Raw genomic sequence first — 16,231 nt, 5'->3', positions numbered from 1 at the left:
TTAATCCGGAATTTTCATCGTGACCTCATTTGCTGAACTTAATGCACTTCCCGCAGAACAAATTACCAACCTGAATGAACTGGGTTATCTAACCATGACCCCGGTTCAGGCCGCCGCATTACCGGCCATTCTCGCGGGTAAAGATGTCCGTGCGCAGGCCAAAACCGGCAGCGGGAAAACCGCCGCATTCGGCCTGGGGCTGTTACAGCATATCGATGCCGGACACTTTATGACCCAGGCGCTTGTTCTGTGCCCGACCCGCGAACTGGCGGATCAGGTCGCCGGTGAGCTGCGCCGCCTGGCGCGTTATCTGCCGAATATCAAAATTCTGACCTTATGCGGCGGTGTGCCGTTTGGTGCCCAGCGCGATTCACTGATCCACCCGCCGCATATTATTGTGGCCACCCCGGGCCGCCTGATTGACCATCTGAACAAAGACACGCTGCACCTTGATGCTATCCGCACACTGGTGCTGGATGAAGCTGACCGTATGCTGGATATGGGCTTTGCTGACGATATTACTGAAATCCTCTCCCGTACCCCGGAAGAACGTCAGACTCTGCTGTTTTCCGCCACCTGGCCGGATGAGATTGCAGCTGTCAGCCGCCGTTTTCAGCGCGATCCGCAAACCATCGAAATCAACAGCACCGACGAACTTCCTGCGGTTGAGCAGCAGTTTTATGAAGTTTCACGGCGTGGCAAAACTGAACTGTTACAGAAATTACTGAGCCGCGAACAACCGGCATCCTGCGTGGTATTCTGCAACACCAAGAAAGATTGCCAGGATGTGTATGAAGCCCTGGAAGGCAGCGGACAGAGTGTTTTAGTGCTGCACGGTGATATGGAACAACGCGAGCGCGACCAGACCCTGATCCGCTTTGCCAACGGCAGCAGCCGTGTGCTGGTTGCCACCGATGTGGCGTCACGCGGGCTCGATATCAAAGCCCTTGAGCTGGTGATCAACTATGAACTGGCGTGGGATCCGGAAGTGCACGTTCACCGCATCGGCCGTACCGCCCGTGCCGGTGAAAGCGGACTGGCGATCAGCCTGTGTGCACCGGAAGAAGCGGTCCGGGCAAACGCACTGGAAGAGATGCTGCATATGAAACTGAACTGGCAGCCAATCCCTGCCGGGCTGCGTATCACCCCGCTGGATGCGGCAATGGCGACACTGTGTATTGACGGCGGCAAAAAAGCCAAAATCCGTCCGGGGGACATTCTCGGCGCCATGACCGGTGATATGGGGCTGAACGGCGAAGATATCGGCAAAATCGTGATCCACCCGATGCATGCTTATGTCGCGGTGCGTCAGGGTATCGCGCAGCAGGCCCGTAAACTGCTTCAGCAGGGTAAAATCAAAGGGAAACCTGTCAGAGTCAGATTGCTGAAATAATTACAAAGGACAGCATTTCCCGTCAGCGGATGACATCTCTGTTTTATATCCGGCCGGCCTTTTCAGGCCGGCTTTATTCCACCTGCATCTCAGTATTCTGCTGAGGCATTTTCTGTTAAAGGGTCTTTGTATGGCAGCGCTGTTTAATGCTTTAGTCTCTGATTCAGTTATTTTATTTGTCGTTATCTTTATTTTATCTGTCGGCTCGGCCTATGCCGGAAAATACCTGTTCAAAAAACGTCATGGGAAAACCGAATTAGCAGATGATGAAACCAAAATTGTTCTCGGTGCCGTATTATCCCTGCTCGGCTTATTAATCGGCTTTTTACTGACGATCTCTATCGGCGGCTATAATAACCGCGAACAGATGGAAGAAAACGAAGCTATTGCTATCGGTAATGCATTCCAGCGGGCACAATTACTGTCTCCGGAAAATAACCTGCGGGCAAATACTCTGCTTAACACGTATATTGACGCACGTATTGATTTTTTTAACGGCGGCTCACAGGCAAAAAATGAAAAATGGCGGGATATCTCCCTTGAGGCTCAGTCCTCTCTCTGGCAGATCGCTGCATCTGAAGCCCGCACGGCCCCGAATCCGGTGATTGCCTCCGTCCTGACCGCATTCAGTGATCTCTATGTGTCCGAAGAAAAAACCATGGCCAGCTGGCGCTATCAGATCCCGGGAGCCGCCTGGGTATTACTGATTTTATTTGCCGTCAGTGCCAATGTGCTGATCGGGTATAATATCCGCGGACTGCGCGGCAGCAATATTATGATTTTAATTCTGCCGCTGCTGACAACCATGGCTCTGTTTATGATTGCGGAAATTGATATTCCGGGTGAAGGGGTTATTCATGTAGTACCGGATAATCTGGTGAATTTACGCGCTGATCTTTTCCCGGCAAAATAAGACAGAAACAAAAAACCCGGCATTTTTATGTGCCGGGCTTTCTTTTTTTATCGGATCACTGAATAGAGGTTTTACCGTCGATCCGGAAAATAATGGTGGTCGTCATGCCTTTCTTCGGCTTTTTCTCGTAACGCCATTTACGCATTGCATTACGGACTTCACGTTCAAACATATTTTTCGGTGATGCTTCGATAATATCGATATTCTGAATACGGCCATCGGTATCGACATCAAATCTGACCCGCACCTTCCCTTCTTTACCGAGGCTGCGTGCCCGTGCCGGATAGACCGGATCAGCACGGTTCAGGGCTTTCGGGTCACCACCGCCAACATCACTTTGTCCGGCAGAAGCCACATTTCCGACCGGGCCTGCAGGGGCTTTCTGCACATTCTGCTGACCTTCCGGCGTACCACTGAACAGCGGTTTATCGGAGACCGGTGCTTTGGTTTCAACCGGTTTTACGGCTGGTTTCTCAACTTTTTTTCTTTTTTCGGTTTTGGTTTTGGTTTTGGTTTTTTTCTCAACCGGTTTCTTTTCCACCGGTTTTTCAATAACCGGCTTCACGACCGGCTCAGGTTCAGGCTCGGGTTCAGGCTCGGGTTCCGGCTCTGTTTCGGGTTCCGGTTCAGGCTGAGGTTCAGCCACAGCTGCTGCCGGTGCCGGCGCAAACGCTGCCATCTCCACCATCAGCACTTTAGGTTCGTCCTCAACCTCCTTATTCATGTTGTAGTAAATCGCTGCGGCCACAGAGGCATGCAGACAAAGAGAAATGAGAATTGGCCAGCTGATCCAGCGAAAAATAGGCATAGTCGATACAATCTTATAAGCAGCTAATAATGACAATGGTCACTAGTGTAAATGCAAATAGCAATCAATTTCAATACGAAAGACACAACCATTGTCACTTATCGTGCTGATGGTCACTTCTTAGTGGCTTAATTCAGCCTGAGCAAACAGCAGCGAACGGCGTTGTCTCGCGATATCCAGCTTGCGCAGAGCAAAAATCCGGATGTTCCGCCGGGACTGACTTTCCAGCCAGCGACGACGACGACGGGTTGCCTGCCGTAACATACGCCAACGTGCAACTTCCGGTCTGCTGTGTCTCATAACTAAACCCTTTTTTAGACTGTGTGAAAAAATAAGCTAATAATAAGGGCAATTATTATAAACTGCCTGACACAATAACCAACCGCTTTCCCGCAATATCTGCAAACACCGGCAGAAAAAAGTGGTTAAACTGACTTAAATCACAAATACAGCAGCATTACAGAAAGCTTTCTGATACATTTTCCGGTGGAGTATCAATCAGATCCTGAGCCTGTTTTGTCTGCAAACCTTATTCTTAGAGAAAGATAATACCTATGTCGACATTTTATACGCTGTTATATTGGCTGAGTATTCTTTTCTACTGGCTGCTGGTCGCCGGTATCTCTGTCCGCGTAATGTACAAACGCCGCCCGGTAACATCTACCATGACCTGGTTACTGATCATCTATATTCTGCCGTTTATCGGAATTATTGCGTATCTCGCCTTCGGTGAACTCCATCTCGGCCGCCGCCGGGTTGAGCAGGCAAAAGGAATGTGGCCGTCTGTCTCCGGCTGGGTTGAAAATCTGCGTCAGTCAAAACACATTTTCGCTACGGAAAACAGTACCCAGGCTGCTCCGCTGTTTCAGCTGATTGAGCACCGCCAGGGAATTCCTGGGGTAAAAGGTAACCAGATTCAGTTGTTTACCACCTGCGAGGACTCATTACGCCAGATTGTCAAAGATATCGATAATGCTAAACACAGCATTGATATGGTGTTTTACATCTGGAAACCGGGCGGTGATGTGGACAATGTCACCAATGCCCTGCTCGCCGCCGCCAAGCGGGGCGTAAAATGCCGGATTATGGTGGACTCCGCCGGCAGCTGGCACTTCTTCCGCCATGATTATCCGGAGATGATGCGCAATGCCGGGATCGAGTTTGTCGAAGCTCTGCCGGTAAACATTCTGCGCTTCGCCCTGCGCCGGATGGATTTGCGTCAGCACCGGAAAATCGTCACTATCGATAACTATATTTCCTACACCGGCAGTATGAATATGGTGGATCCGCGCTACTTTAAACAGGACGCCGGTGTCGGTGAATGGGTTGATATCCTTGTTCGTATGGAAGGCCCTGTCACCACCCTGTTCGGTATTATCTATGCACTGGACTGGGAAATGGAGCGCGGAGAGCGCCTGTTACCGCCGCCGCCGGACGATATTGAAATGCCGTTTGAAAAAGACAGCGGCCATACCGTCAATATTGTGGCTTCCGGTCCGGGTTACCCTGAAGAGCTGATCCAGCAATCCCTGATGACGGCTATTTTTGCCGCACAGGAGCGTCTGACCTTCACCACGCCGTATTTTGTCCCGAGCGATGACCTGATGCATGCCATCTGTACCGCCGCCATGCGTGGCGTGCGTGTTGCAATTGTGATGCCGCGCCTTAATGACTCATTCCTCGTCCGCTGGGCAAGCCGCGCGTTTTATACTGAATTGCTGGAAGCCGGTGTGGAAATCTATCTGTTCGAGGATGGTCTGCTGCACACGAAAAGTGTCCTCGTGGATGACCAGCTCAGTATGGTCGGTTCCGTAAACCTGGATATGCGCAGCCTGTGGCTCAACTTTGAAATCACCGCCGTTATCGATGATGAAAGTTTTGCCGGTGACCTGAATATTGTCCAGAATGATTATATTTCACGCGCAACCCGTCTCGATTACACTGAGTGGGAGAAACGTCCGCTGACCAACCGAGTTCTTGAGCGCTTATGTTATTTCTTCAGTCCTCTGCTGTGATAAACTGACTTTCTTTATTATCCCCGCCGGTATAAAACGGCGGGGGATCACCGGAATGTAACCTGACCTATGAGTACCTCTCTTCCCCGTCGCCTCAGCGAGCAGGAAACGATTGAAATGGCCTATGACCTGTTTCTGGAACAGGCAATGGATAACCTTGACCCGGCAGACGTCCTGCTGTTTAACCTTCAGTTTGAAGAGATCGGCGGTGCTGAAATTGTACCAACCGGCAGTGACTGGTCAGAGTTTGCACCTTTTCTGGCACAAAACCCGGAATGTGCCGAAGTGGTTATCGGCCTGGCTCCGGATGAAAATGCAGATATCGATCAGATTTTTGCCCGTGTGCTGATTTCCCGGCATTTTACCGGCTCACCGGAATACGCTGTCCGCTGGCGGGAATAATCTCCCCGCCGGTCACGCGGTCAGCAGCGGCATTTTTCACGCCGGGCGATTAATGACCTTGTGATAATGTCAATTTCAGCGGGATCCTCTGCAGCCCCTGCACGTAATGCAAGATTCCATTTGCTGATAATTTTTGCATTTTCTGCCATCTCAGAATGTGCAGCCAACCGCCCTTGTGCCATCAGCCAGGACGCGACCGCAGCCCAGTCCCATAACGGGGATTGCCCGCGCAGCCGCTGCACCGGCCCCGGAAAGGTGCCCGGGCCGCGCGCACCATCTTTGAGCAACGCGATTGCCTGACGTGACATACCAGTCAGTTCCGCAATATCACTCAGGCCGACAAGAGCAGAATCCACCGATTCCACCCGTGCATTCACACCGGCTGACTCCGCATCTTCCACCGCCGTACGGATTGCACAATCCAGAGACGGTGCTTCCCGGTCAAATTCCAGATAGACTGATTTACCGTAAAAACAGAGTAATGCATCATCACAACCGCCTGCAAATAAGGCATCCTCCAGGTTCTCTGTATCTGCTGTCACACCGGACAGCGTCAGCGTAAAATTATACAGTGCCATCGTTTCCCCCTTTCCTGCTGCCCGTTTTCACTGACAGGCATCCACTTTTCGTCTGATCTGCTTTGCATGGTTTTCCGGATTCCGTGGTGTTGACCAGACGCTCATCTGATGCTGCCGGTGCTCATCATTCGGTGACCCGCACCGTAACCGGCAGAATGCATGCGAGGAATTCCCCGGCGCAATCCATACCCATCCCTGTAACAGTGCATATTCAATCGCGGACTGAATATGTTTATCCGGATGTTTCTTCATTTCCTGTACCTACTGTAGTTTATATGTTGACGTTCGTCAACACCCCAATATTAACACACCTGAAAAACCGGCTGTGCTTTTTAATAACGGAATCAGTAAGCTGCCTGCAAGGCCGCGAAGTACGCTCTGTCAGATTTTGCGGCTGGTGCGGAAAAGCAGGATGCGGAGATGAAAAAAAAGCGCCCGTACCGGGCGCTCTGTCGCAAAAATAAGATTAACGGCTTTACCGTATTTACAGCGGATCAACCTTCAGGCAGGAAACTGCATGGCGGAAACTGCCTTCCAGCAGCGGCCGGGTTCTTGCGCATTCACTGTCCGCCAGCGGACAGCGGGTGCGGAAGACACAACCGGACGGCGGATTAATCGGTGACGGCAGTTCCCCTTCCAGCAGCTGAATTGTTTTATTCTGCTCTTTGTCCGGATCCGGCACCGGCACCGCAGACATCAGCGCTTTGGTGTACGGATGCAGCGGGTTATGATACACCTCGTCATACGTACCGAGTTCCACGGCGTGGCCGAGATACATCACCAGCACACGGTCAGAAATGTGTTTCACCACCGCCAGGTCATGAGCAATAAAAATAAGGGACAATCCCATCTCCCGCTGTAATTCCTTCAGCAGGTTCACCACCTGAGCCTGAATAGACACATCCAGCGCTGAAACCGGCTCATCACAGATAACCAGTTTCGGCTCGAGGATAAGCGCGCGGGCGATACCGATACGCTGACACTGTCCGCCGGAAAACTCATGCGGATAGCGGTTCACCAGGTTTGGCAGCAGCCCGACTTTCATCATCATGGCTTTGACTTTGTCTGTCACTTCCGTCTTACTCATTGACGGATAATAGGTGCGCAGCGGCTCCGCAATAATATCGCCGATAGTCATACGCGGGTTAAGTGATGCCAGCGGATCCTGGAAAATCATCTGGATGTCATTGCGGACATTGTGCCAGTCTTTTTCACTCATACCGCACAGGTCTTTGCCCAGCCAGGTTACCCGGCCGGCCGTGGATTTCACCAGGCCGATAATCGCGCGGGCAAACGTGGATTTCCCGCAGCCGGACTCCCCGACCACACCGAGTGTTTCCCCTTCATACAGACGGACAGTCACACCATCCACCGCTTTCAGGCTTTTTGCCGGCTGCCAGAACCATTGTTTGTTATCTCTGATGGAAAAATGGACTTTTAAATCTTCAATTTCCAGCAGAACCGGACGTTCTGAATGTGTCATTATGCCAACTCCTCTGCAGTTCTGAAGCAGGCACGCAAACGGCCCTGAGAAAATGCCTGTAACGGCGGCTCATGCCGCGCACACTCGTCTGTCGCATACTGGCAGCGCGGGCGGAACGGACAGCCTGCCGGGAGACGCAGGAGGTTCGGCGGGTTGCCGGGTATCGTGGCGAGCTCACTGTCTTCCTGCCCGTCAAGGCGCGGAACCGCTTTAAGCAGCCCGATAGAGTACGGATGCGACGGATGGTAGAACACATCACGGGCCGTGCCGTATTCCATGGTACGTCCGGCATACATCACCAACACCTTATCGCAGATACCGGCGACCACACCCAGGTCATGGGTGATCATAATAATCGCCGTATTGAACTCATTCTTCAGCTCATTGAGCAGCGTCATGATTTGCGCCTGCACCGTCACATCCAGTGCCGTGGTCGGTTCATCCGCAATCAGCAGCTTCGGCTTGCACAGCAGCGCCATCGCAATCATAACGCGCTGGCGCATCCCGCCGGAGAACTCATGAGGATACATATTCATCCGTTTGCGGGCTTCCGGCATTTTCACCGCGTCCAGCATCCGGACAGATTCCTCAAACGCATCGTGAGAACTCAGACCTTTATGCAGCATCAGCACTTCTGTCAGCTGTTTGCTGACTTTCATGTACGGATTGAGCGAGGTCATCGGATCCTGGAAGATCATGGAAATCTCTTCCGCCCGCATTTTGTTCAGCGCTTTTTCTTTCAGATTGAGAATTTCACGCCCGTTGAACACCGCAGAGCCGCTGACCACACCATTGCGGGCCAGCAGTCCCATCAGCGCAAACGCTGTCTGTGATTTCCCGGAGCCGGATTCACCGACAATCCCGAGTGTCTCACCCGCCGCCAGCGAAAAATTAAGTTTGTTTACGGCGGTGACATCGCCGTCCGGCGTTTTGAATGTCACGTTCAGGTCGTTAACCTGTAATAACTGAGTCATTGGCGGCCTCCTCAGCGATCTTTCGGGTCAAGGGCATCGCGCAGCCCGTCACCGATAAAGTTAAAACAAAACAGAGTCACCACCAGGAATGCTGCCGGGAACATCAGTAACCAGGGCGAAACTTCCATTGAGTTAGCACCGTCATTGAGCAGCGCGCCCCAACTGCTTAACGGCTCCTGTGTGCCCAGCCCGAGGAAGCTGAGGAAGGATTCAAACAGGATCATACTCGGCACCAGCAGTGAGGCGTAAACCACCACCACACCCAGCACGTTCGGGACAATATGACGCAGAATGATATTGCGGGTCGGCACACCACAGACCTTCGCCGCCTCAATAAATTCTTTGCTCTTCAGGCTCAGTGTCTGGCCGCGCACAATACGCGCCATATCCAGCCAGGAAACCATGCCGATAGCCACGAAAATCAGAAAAATATTCTGACCAAAGAAGGTCACCAGCAGGATAACAAAGAACATAAACGGGAAGGAGTTGAGGATTTCCAGCACGCGCATCATGACCGAGTCAGTTTTGCCGCCGACATAGCCGGACATCGCGCCGTACAGTGTTCCCACCAGCACAGCGACCAGCGCTGCCGCCAGTCCCACCATCAGCGAGATACGCCCGCCGATAGCCACACGCACCAGCAGATCACGGCCGGAGGAGTCGGTACCAAAATAGTGGCCGCTCTCCGTATCCGGTGCTGCGGACATCATGCCCCAGTCGGTATCGTCATAGGCGAACTCCGACAGCATCGGCATAAAAATCACAAACAGGGTAATTAAAAACAACAGACACAGACTGGTGATCGCGGCTTTGTTATGCATAAAGCGGCGGCGGGCATCCGCCCACAGGCTGCGTCCTTCGACATCAAGCTGCTCCGTGAAATTTTCCAGAGCTTCGCGGTTTTTTTCATTCGGTAACATAGCGTGCTCCGGGACTAATAACGGATTTTCGGATCGATAACGGCATACAGCACGTCAACGATACAGTTAAAGGCGATGGTCAGTGTGCCGACAAGGATGGTCAGACTCAGCACCAGAGAGTAATCGCGGTTCAGCGCGCCGTTGACAAATAACTGCCCCACGCCCGGTAAACCGAAAATCGTCTCAATCACCATTGAACCCGTGATAATCCCCACAAATGCCGGTCCCATATAAGAGACCACCGGTAACAGTGCCGGGCGCAGTGCATGCCGCCAGACAATCTTACGCATCGGCAGACCTTTCGCCCGTGCGGTACGGATAAAGTTGGAGTGCATCACCTCAATCATGGAACTGCGCATAATACGGGAGATACTGGCGATATAGGCCAGTGACAGCGCGATCATCGGCAGAATGATATTGCTGAGCTGCCCGCCGTTCCAGCCGCCGCCCGGCAGCCAGTGCAGATGGATGGCAAAGATAAGAACCAGCAGCGGCGCCACCACAAAGCTGGGGATAACCACCCCGGTCATGGCAAAGCCCATGACGGTATAGTCCCATTTGGTGTTCTGGTTCAGTGCCGCTATCACACCGGCACTCACCCCGACAATCAGCGCCAGCACAAACGCCGCCAGCCCGAGTTTTGCGGAGACCGGAAACGCGGAGGCGACCAGGTCATTCACCGAGTAATCTTTATATTTAAAGGAAGGCCCGAAGTCCCCCTTTGATAACTGAACTAAATAATCAAAATACTGAACGTGAATCGGATCATTAAGATGGTACTTGGCTTCAATATTCGCCATCACTTCCGGCGGCAATTTACGCTCACCGGTAAATGGACTGCCCGGAGCCAGACGCATCATAAAGAAAGAGATAGTAATTAACACAAAAAGCGTCGGGATCGCCTCGAGTATACGGCGAAGAATAAACTTAAACATTGCCCGTTCCTATACAGTACCCGCTTCCGGGGGTACACACTACACAGGCCGCCCTTCGCAGGGCGGCCAACCGTCGGTATTATTTTTTAATCATATATAAGTTTTTGGTGTGGAAGTGATCCAGCGGATCTTTTCCGGTATAGCCACCTACATACGGTTTCACTAAACGGGTACTGACATAGTAATAGACCGGCACAATGGCAGAGTCTTTATCCAGCCGGGCTTCCGCCTGCTGATAGATCTGCGCACGTTCCGCATCGGTTTTCACCTGAAGGGATTGTTTCATCAGCTTATCAAACTCCGCACTCTTATAATGCGGAGTGTTGGTGCTGCTGTAAGAAAGAACCATATTCAGGAATGAAGACGGTTCGTTATAATCCGCACACCATGCGGCACGGGCAACATCATAAGTCCCCTGATGGCGGGTATCGAGGAAGGTTTTCCATTCCTGGTTAACCAGCTGAACTTCTGCACCGAGGTTTTTCTTCCAGATAGACGATGCGGCGATCGCCATTTTCTTGTGCAGATCAGATGTGTTATACAGCAGGTTAAATTTCAGTGGTTTATCTTTGGTAAACCCGGCTTCTTCCAGCAGTTTGCGCGCTTTTTCGTTACGTTGCTCCTGCGTCATATTCGCGAACCACTCAGGCTCTTTGGCTGACATACCATCCGCAAACGGTGGTGTGAAACCAAATGCCGGGGTATCACCCTGTGCTTTGACTTTGTTGACCATAATGTCGCGGTCAAGGCTCAGTTTCAGGGCTTCACGGACTTTCGGGTTATCAAACGGCGCTTTTTCGTTATTGATTTCGTAGTAATAGGTACACATATACGGCGAAATGCGCAGTTCGTCAGGAATTTCTTTTTTCAGTTTCTGGAACAGTTCAATCGGCAGGTTGTTATAGGTCATGTCGATTTCACCGCTGCGGTAGCGGTTAACATCAGTAACTTCAGAGGAAATCGGCAGGAAACGGACATTATTAATAACGGTTTTTTCGTTATCCCAGTATTTCGGGTTGCGGGTCAGTTCGATTTTTTCGTTAACCACCCAGTCTTTCAGGGTGTATGCGCCGTTGCTGACATAATTGCCCGGCTGAGTCCACTTATCACCGAATTTCTCGACAGTGGCCGGATGCACCGGAGACATGGAGTTATGCGCCAGCAGTTTCGGAATATACGGCACTTCTTCAGAGAGGGTCAGTTCAAGGGTTTTATCATCCAGCGCTTTGATGCCCAGCTCTTCCGGCTTTTTCTTCCCGGCGATAACATCATCAATATTCACCACGTGAGCATACTGGAGATAACTGGCATACGGTGATGCGGTATTCGGATCAGCCAGGCGGCGCCAGCTGTAAACGAAGTCCTGTGCGGTGACCGGGTCGCCGTTGGACCATTTTGCATCTTCGCGGATTTTAAACGTCCAGACTTTAAAATCTTTATTTTCCCAGGAGATTGCCGAGCCCGGCAGAATTTCACCACTTGGTCCTTCCAGGGTAATACCTTCCATCAGGTCACGGATAATATTCGCTTCCGGTACCCCTTCCACTTTATGCGGATCCAGTGACTGCGGCTCAGAGCCGTTATTGCGGATTAAATCCTGCTTATCTGCCAGCTGAACACCGGCCGGTACATCCGCAGCAAACGCCTGTGTACCAATACCCATCCCCATTGCTGCTACCACACTGAGTGCCAGCAGTGTTTTTTTCGTTGAATTAACCATCTTACATAAACTCCCCATTGACGAATGTGTTTTGCGTTTGTTGCGTTTTTATCAGGTGCTTTTTCGTTTTAACTTCCGCACCTTCATTTTTTTCGCACTCTGTGAGTGCAAATTTTTTATTATTAATGTGTTTCTACCATATATAAGCGCTTAATATCCATATAATCAAGCGGGTCATTGCCGGTAATTCCGCCGACTGATGGTTTTATCAGCCGGACACTCACGCGATAATAAACAGGAATTAATGCAGAGTCCTGATCTAACTGAGTTTCTGCCTCCTGGTAAGCGGATTGACGTGTTTTTTCATCCGTTGCCAGCAAAGCACGCTGCATTGCACTGTCAAATGCAATATTCCGGTAGAAACTGGTGTTATTACTGCTGTCTGACAGAAAAATGTTCAGAAACGAGGATGGCTCATTGTAATCCGCGCACCAGGTCGCCCGGGCTACCTGATAATTTCCTTCATGGCGATTCTGATTGGAGGTTTTCCATTCCTGGTTTTTCAGCACCACTTTCGCGCCGATATTTTTCTGCCACATGGAGGCGGCGGCAATTGCCTGCTGTTTATTCTGATCGGACGTGTTATAGAGCAATTCAAAGGTCAGCGGATTTTTTTCGCTGTAACCGGCTTCTTCCAGCAGTTTGCGCCCTTTTTCATTGCGCTGTTCCTGAGTCAGGGATGCCCATTCCGGTGTGGTGAAATGCCCGCCGTTAATATAATGCGGGGTAAAACCGTAAGCGGGAATTTGTCCCTGTCCCATGATTTTATGAGTGATAATGTCGCGATCCAGCCCCAGTTTAACGGCTTCGCGTACTTTCGGGTCGGTAAACGGTGCCGCGGTATTATTTATTTCATAATAGAATGTGCATAAATACGGGGAAATCTGAACCTGCGCCGGAATATCTTTTTTCATTTTGGCAAACAGAACCGGCGGAACCGAACTGTTGGTGACATCTATTTCACCGGCGCGGTAGCGGTTAATATCACTGGTTTCTGACTGGAGCGGCAGGAATGTCGCCTGTTCAATCACGGTATCTTTATCATTCCAGTATTTCGGGTTGCGTTTAAGCACCAGCCGTTCATTCACATTCCAGGCAGACAGGGTATATGCGCCGTTACCGGTAAATTTTCCGGCGGATGTCCATTTATCACCAAATTGTTCAATCGCCCCTTTCGGTACCGGCTTCAGTGCGGTATGGCTCAGCATATCCGGGAAATACGGCACCGGCTGAGTCAGCTGAACCTGAAAGGTTCTGTCATCAACCGCTTTGACGCCGAGACTTTCCGGTGGTTTTTTACCGCTGATAATATCATCCACATTTTCGACATAGGCATAATGCAGATAGCTGCCGTAAGGTGATGCGGTTTTCGGGTCAGTCAGCCGCCGCCAGCTGTAGACAAAATCCTGTGCGGTCACCGGCGAGCCGTCACTCCACTTAGCATCCGGCCGCAGCGTGAATGTCCAGATGCGGTTATCCGGGGACGACCAGCTCTCTGCCACCCCGGGCACGATATGACCATCACCGTCAGTGGAAACCAGCCCTTCCAGCAGATTAAGAATAATGTTGGATTCCGGCACGCCTTCCACTTTATGCGGATCAAGTGATACCGGTTCAGTACCGTTATTGATAACAATAACCTGTTTTTCCGCCAGCTTTGTTCCCGGCGGAACCTGTGCCGCCCATGCGGAATAAGAGAGTGCACTCAGCAGCAGCGCCTGCGTGAGGGAAACAGCAATAGTGTGTTTTTTCATCTTCCGTCCCTTCTGAATAACACCTGTTAAATGAACAACGTGATTAAAAAATCGCAAATGCTTTATTTATAAGTGCCGTCAGCGACGGGATCAGCCTGTTTTTCGGTGCTGTTTTCCGGCCTGATGTGCATTTTCCGGGGCAGTGATTGTTTTTATCTGCAAACAGTGCCGTTCTGCCGCTGAAATAAAACATTAACCCAAGACTGCTTATGATCCGGCTGTTTTGCTCAGCCCGGATAAAAAAGTAAACATTTAATTAACAAAAAGCAATTTTTCCAGATAAAAACCCTGCCTCTATCACAGTTTTAACTGATTAAATATTAACAACCACTTAAAAAACAACTGTAAATAAAAAGAGTAAAGTAAAAAATTTCACTGAAATATCAATCTGGTGAGCGCTGAAAATAATGGATTGACAGCAAATATAGTTTCTGTTGTTTATTTAACCACCTTTATCTGTTATACCCGTTTATTACTGAACAGTACGGGTTACTGTCTCCGCTCATACAGCGCCATTTTTAGTGTTATTTTTTATGGGCTGATAACTTGTTGTTATATTGCAGCTGTTTTTCCGCTTTTTTTGCCGGTGAAATCTCCCGGTCAGCAATTTCAGACTATGATTAATTTCGGCTATAACGAAAAGTTATAAACAAGCACGTAACAGACTTTGCAAAACAGCGCCGTTTTTTTTTAACGTGTCAGTATTACAAAAAATCAATAACACCGCGTTTCAGGGGAAATATATGAAAAAAACATATCCGGCAGCGTCACTGGCTCTGCTCTTTTCCGTCTCCGCATTTGCCGCCACACCACCGAATACCTTAATTGTTGTCCAGAGCCTGGATGATATTGTCAGTCTGGATCCGGCAGAAAGTAATGAACTGTCCAGTATCCAGACCGTTCCCAGCTTATATCAGCGCCTGGTACAGCCGAACCGTGATAATCCGGAGCAGCTTGACGCTATCCTGCTGGAAGACTGGCAGGCCGATGCCACCAATAAAACCCTGACCGTCCGGATTAAAGAGAATGCAAAATTTGCCTCCGGCAACCCGGTACGCCCGGAAGATATTATCTTCTCTTACCAGCGCGCTGTGGTCATGAATAAATCGCCTGCGTTTATTCTCAATATTCTTGGCTGGAATAAAGAGAATATCGCGCAGCAGTTTGAAAAAACCGGCGACCGCACCCTGAAAATAAAATGGAGTGCGGATATCAGCCCGGATGTGGCACTGAATCTGTTGTCCACCCCGATAGCCTCAGTGGTGGACGAAAAACTGGTGACACCGAATATTAAAAATAATGACTTCGGTAATGCCTGGCTGAAAATGCATTCTGCCGGCAGCGGTGCTTATTCCCTGAAGGTCTATCAGCCAAACCAGGCGATTGTGATGGCCGCTAACCCGCATGTCTCCACCGGCGAGGCGAAAATCCCGTCCATTATTATTAAAAACGTGCCGGATCCGGCTTCCCGCCGTCTGCTGATTCAGCAGGGTGATGCGGATATTGCCCGTGAACTGGGTGCTGACCAGACTGCGGCACTGAAAAACAGCGCCGGGGTACGAGTGGAAAATATTCCGTCCGCCGAGCAGGATTATATGGCGTTCAACACCGGCAACAGTGCCAATCCGCTGCTGAAAAACCCGGCATTGTGGGAAGCGGCCCGTTATCTGGTGGATTATGAAGGCATTACCCGCGATCTACTGAAAGGCCAGTATTTTATTCATCAGAGCTTCCTGCCGGTCGGTTTACCGGGCGCGCTGGAAAATAACCCGTATAAATTTGATCCGGCCAAAGCCAAAGAGATTCTGGCAAACGCCGGGATTAAAGATGCCCATTTCACCCTCGATGTGGAAAACAAGCCACCGTATATCACTATAGCTCAATCACTTCAGGCCAGTTTTGCGCAAGGCGGTATCAAAGTGGAATTATTACCGGCGGCGGGCAGCCAGGTCTATTCCCGCGTACGGTCACGCCAGCATCAGGCGGCCATCCGTTTCTGGATCCCGGACTATTTTGATGCCCATTCCAATGCCAGCGCCTTCGCCTTTAATGACGGCAAGAGCAGCACTGTTGCGTGGCTGAACGGCTGGGATATTCCTCAGTTATCACAAACCACGCTGAAAGCGGTCGCTGAGCCGGATAAAGCCAAACGTGCGCAAATGTATACCGCCATGCAGGAAGAATTACAGCGCAGTTCTCCGTATGTCTTTATGGCACAGGGACAAAACCAGGTGGTACTGCGTGACAATGTGAAAGGCTATCAGCAGGGACTGAACGCTGACATGGTGTATTACGACAGAGTCACCAAATAATCTGCTGATTTTCCGGTTATCACC

The 16,231-nt window shown here is 50.6% G+C and carries 15 protein-coding genes; 5 read left to right on the top strand and 10 right to left on the bottom strand.

The annotated features are described in order from the left end of the window. Window positions 1-19 precede the first annotated feature (19 nt). Both dbpA and JL661_RS08425 read left to right on the top strand, forming a co-directional pair. Window positions 20-1,393, top strand: a complete 1,374-nt coding sequence (dbpA, locus tag JL661_RS08430; RefSeq protein WP_015422736.1) for an ATP-dependent RNA helicase DbpA — start codon at window positions 20-22, stop codon at window positions 1,391-1,393. Window positions 1,394-1,523: 130 nt separating this feature from the next. Next, window positions 1,524-2,306 carry a bestrophin-like domain gene (locus JL661_RS08425; RefSeq protein WP_004239188.1) on the top strand — a complete coding sequence of 261 codons (783 nt, stop codon included), beginning with the start codon at window positions 1,524-1,526 and terminating at the stop codon, window positions 2,304-2,306. A gap of 55 nt (window positions 2,307-2,361) precedes the next feature. Here the strand turns inward: JL661_RS08425 and JL661_RS08420 are convergent, their stop codons facing one another. Together JL661_RS08420 and JL661_RS08415 are read right to left on the bottom strand one after the other, a co-directional pair. Next, window positions 2,362-3,114, bottom strand: coding sequence for a TonB family protein (locus JL661_RS08420; protein ID WP_218481047.1), 753 nt, complete (start codon window positions 3,112-3,114; stop codon window positions 2,362-2,364). Between the two features lie 120 nt (window positions 3,115-3,234). Then, a complete protein-coding gene (locus JL661_RS08415; RefSeq protein WP_015422737.1) occupies window positions 3,235-3,414 on the bottom strand; it encodes a YciY family protein in 180 nt (59 codons plus the stop codon). Window positions 3,415-3,668: 254 nt separating this feature from the next. On the opposite strand from JL661_RS08415, the gene cls reads away from it, so the two are divergent. Then, window positions 3,669-5,129, top strand: a complete 1,461-nt coding sequence (gene cls, locus JL661_RS08410; protein ID WP_004238173.1) for a cardiolipin synthase — start codon at window positions 3,669-3,671, stop codon at window positions 5,127-5,129. Between the two features lie 69 nt (window positions 5,130-5,198). Further along, on the top strand, window positions 5,199-5,531 hold the full coding sequence (locus JL661_RS08405; protein WP_032098125.1) for an HI1450 family dsDNA-mimic protein: 333 nt from the start codon (window positions 5,199-5,201) through the stop codon (window positions 5,529-5,531). Window positions 5,532-5,551: 20 nt separating this feature from the next. Here the strand turns inward: JL661_RS08405 and JL661_RS08400 are convergent, their stop codons facing one another. The 8 genes from JL661_RS08400 to JL661_RS08365 all read right to left on the bottom strand — a co-directional run bounded on the left by JL661_RS08400 (window position 5,552) and on the right by JL661_RS08365 (window position 13,895). Beyond that, complete coding sequence (locus tag JL661_RS08400; protein ID WP_036417280.1) at window positions 5,552-6,109, bottom strand: helix-turn-helix transcriptional regulator; 558 nt, start codon at window positions 6,107-6,109, stop codon at window positions 5,552-5,554. A 27-nt stretch (window positions 6,110-6,136) separates the two neighbouring features. Further along, entirely contained in the window at window positions 6,137-6,361 is a 225-nt protein-coding gene (locus JL661_RS08395; protein ID WP_004238176.1) for a hypothetical protein, read from the bottom strand. A 232-nt stretch (window positions 6,362-6,593) separates the two neighbouring features. Then, window positions 6,594-7,592 (bottom strand): murein tripeptide/oligopeptide ABC transporter ATP binding protein OppF, encoded by a 999-nt coding sequence (gene oppF / locus JL661_RS08390; RefSeq protein WP_004238177.1) that lies wholly within the window; start codon window positions 7,590-7,592, stop codon window positions 6,594-6,596. Continuing rightward, window positions 7,592-8,566 carry an ABC transporter ATP-binding protein gene (gene oppD, locus JL661_RS08385; protein ID WP_004239183.1) on the bottom strand — a complete coding sequence of 325 codons (975 nt, stop codon included), beginning with the start codon at window positions 8,564-8,566 and terminating at the stop codon, window positions 7,592-7,594. Before oppD ends, oppF begins: the two co-directional genes overlap by 1 nt. Window positions 8,567-8,577: 11 nt before the next feature. Beyond that, complete coding sequence (gene oppC / locus JL661_RS08380) at window positions 8,578-9,486, bottom strand: oligopeptide ABC transporter permease OppC (protein WP_004238179.1); 909 nt, start codon at window positions 9,484-9,486, stop codon at window positions 8,578-8,580. Window positions 9,487-9,500: 14 nt separating this feature from the next. Further along, complete coding sequence (oppB, locus tag JL661_RS08375; protein ID WP_004238180.1) at window positions 9,501-10,421, bottom strand: oligopeptide ABC transporter permease OppB; 921 nt, start codon at window positions 10,419-10,421, stop codon at window positions 9,501-9,503. Between the two features lie 79 nt (window positions 10,422-10,500). Further along, the gene (gene oppA, locus JL661_RS08370; RefSeq protein WP_004238181.1) at window positions 10,501-12,141 is read right to left on the bottom strand and encodes an oligopeptide ABC transporter substrate-binding protein OppA; all 1,641 of its coding nucleotides are present in this window, start codon (window positions 12,139-12,141) and stop codon (window positions 10,501-10,503) included. A 122-nt stretch (window positions 12,142-12,263) separates the two neighbouring features. Next, window positions 12,264-13,895, bottom strand: a complete 1,632-nt coding sequence (locus tag JL661_RS08365; protein ID WP_004238182.1) for an ABC transporter substrate-binding protein — start codon at window positions 13,893-13,895, stop codon at window positions 12,264-12,266. A 743-nt stretch (window positions 13,896-14,638) separates the two neighbouring features. Here JL661_RS08365 and JL661_RS08360 point away from each other — a divergent pair. Then, window positions 14,639-16,207 (top strand): ABC transporter substrate-binding protein, encoded by a 1,569-nt coding sequence (locus tag JL661_RS08360; RefSeq protein ID WP_062771550.1) that lies wholly within the window; start codon window positions 14,639-14,641, stop codon window positions 16,205-16,207. The last annotated feature ends 24 nt before the right edge of the window (window positions 16,208-16,231 follow it).

This window comes from Morganella morganii (genome assembly GCF_019243775.1).
GTDB classification, from domain to species: Bacteria; Pseudomonadota; Gammaproteobacteria; order Enterobacterales; family Enterobacteriaceae; genus Morganella; species Morganella morganii.
This window is presented reverse-complemented; position numbering and strand designations above follow the sequence as displayed.

Excerpts from the sequence above, each read along its gene's own strand:
- oppD (WP_004239183.1), bottom strand. The coding sequence starts at position 8,566 with ATGACTCAGTTATTACAGGTTAACGACCTGAACGTGACATTCAAAACG.
- oppA (WP_004238181.1), bottom strand. The coding sequence starts at position 12,141 with ATGGTTAATTCAACGAAAAAAACACTGCTGGCACTCAGTGTGGTAGCA.
- JL661_RS08420 (WP_218481047.1), bottom strand. The coding sequence starts at position 3,114 with ATGCCTATTTTTCGCTGGATCAGCTGGCCAATTCTCATTTCTCTTTGT.
- cls (WP_004238173.1), top strand. The coding sequence starts at position 3,669 with ATGTCGACATTTTATACGCTGTTATATTGGCTGAGTATTCTTTTCTAC.
- oppF (WP_004238177.1), bottom strand. The coding sequence starts at position 7,592 with ATGACACATTCAGAACGTCCGGTTCTGCTGGAAATTGAAGATTTAAAA.
- JL661_RS08400 (WP_036417280.1), bottom strand. The coding sequence starts at position 6,109 with ATGGCACTGTATAATTTTACGCTGACGCTGTCCGGTGTGACAGCAGAT.
- oppB (WP_004238180.1), bottom strand. The coding sequence starts at position 10,421 with ATGTTTAAGTTTATTCTTCGCCGTATACTCGAGGCGATCCCGACGCTT.
- JL661_RS08365 (WP_004238182.1), bottom strand. The coding sequence starts at position 13,895 with ATGAAAAAACACACTATTGCTGTTTCCCTCACGCAGGCGCTGCTGCTG.
- JL661_RS08415 (WP_015422737.1), bottom strand. The coding sequence starts at position 3,414 with ATGAGACACAGCAGACCGGAAGTTGCACGTTGGCGTATGTTACGGCAG.
- JL661_RS08360 (WP_062771550.1), top strand. The coding sequence starts at position 14,639 with ATGAAAAAAACATATCCGGCAGCGTCACTGGCTCTGCTCTTTTCCGTC.
- JL661_RS08425 (WP_004239188.1), top strand. The coding sequence starts at position 1,524 with ATGGCAGCGCTGTTTAATGCTTTAGTCTCTGATTCAGTTATTTTATTT.
- oppC (WP_004238179.1), bottom strand. The coding sequence starts at position 9,486 with ATGTTACCGAATGAAAAAAACCGCGAAGCTCTGGAAAATTTCACGGAG.
- JL661_RS08405 (WP_032098125.1), top strand. The coding sequence starts at position 5,199 with ATGAGTACCTCTCTTCCCCGTCGCCTCAGCGAGCAGGAAACGATTGAA.
- JL661_RS08395 (WP_004238176.1), bottom strand. The coding sequence starts at position 6,361 with ATGAAGAAACATCCGGATAAACATATTCAGTCCGCGATTGAATATGCA.